The organism is Mesorhizobium sp. M7A.F.Ca.CA.001.10.2.1, assembly GCF_003998575.1.
Classification (GTDB): domain Bacteria; phylum Pseudomonadota; class Alphaproteobacteria; order Rhizobiales; family Rhizobiaceae; genus Mesorhizobium.
Genome location: NZ_RZQY01001383.1, coordinates 1 through 416, shown reverse-complemented (window position 1 = coordinate 416; position 416 = coordinate 1). Strand labels below are relative to the sequence as shown.

The window sequence follows — 416 nt, the reverse complement described above, 5'->3', positions numbered from 1 at the left end:
GAGTAGGGGAGTAGGGACGGATGACCGAAAAAACAGGGTCCTACAAGGACTTGCTTGTTTGGGAGCAGGCGATGGATCTTGCGGTGGCGGTCTACGGTGCTACTAAATCCTGGCCCAAAGAAGAGCTTTATGGGCTGACCAGCCAAGTGCGGCGCTCTGCAACGTCGGTGCCGGCAAACATAGCCGAGGGGTATGGCAGGGAAATTCGAGGCTCCTATTTGCAATTTCTCCGTATTGCCCAAGGATCATTGAAGGAACTGGAAACTCAGCTTCTGATTGCTGAACGTATTGGCATCGCGCCGAAAGCGACGTCCGGCCCATTGTTGGCGAGTACCGAAAGTGTGGGAAAGCTTCTTCGGCTTCTCATCCGTAAACTTGCAGCCGAATAGCCTCCCTATTCCCCTATTCCCCTATTC

The 416-nt window shown here is 53.6% G+C and carries 1 protein-coding gene; it reads left to right on the top strand.

The genetic code is table 11. From position 1 onward, the window contains the following. Nucleotides 1-20: 20 nt before the first annotated feature. Complete coding sequence (locus tag EN964_RS37205; RefSeq protein WP_013530241.1) at nt 21-389, top strand: four helix bundle protein; 369 nt, start codon at nt 21-23, stop codon at nt 387-389. Nucleotides 390-416: the final 27 nt, after the last annotated feature.

Bases quoted from the DNA above. Each gene is read 5' to 3' on its own strand.
- EN964_RS37205 (WP_013530241.1), top strand. From the start codon at position 21: ATGACCGAAAAAACAGGGTCCTACAAGGACTTGCTTGTTTGGGAGCAG.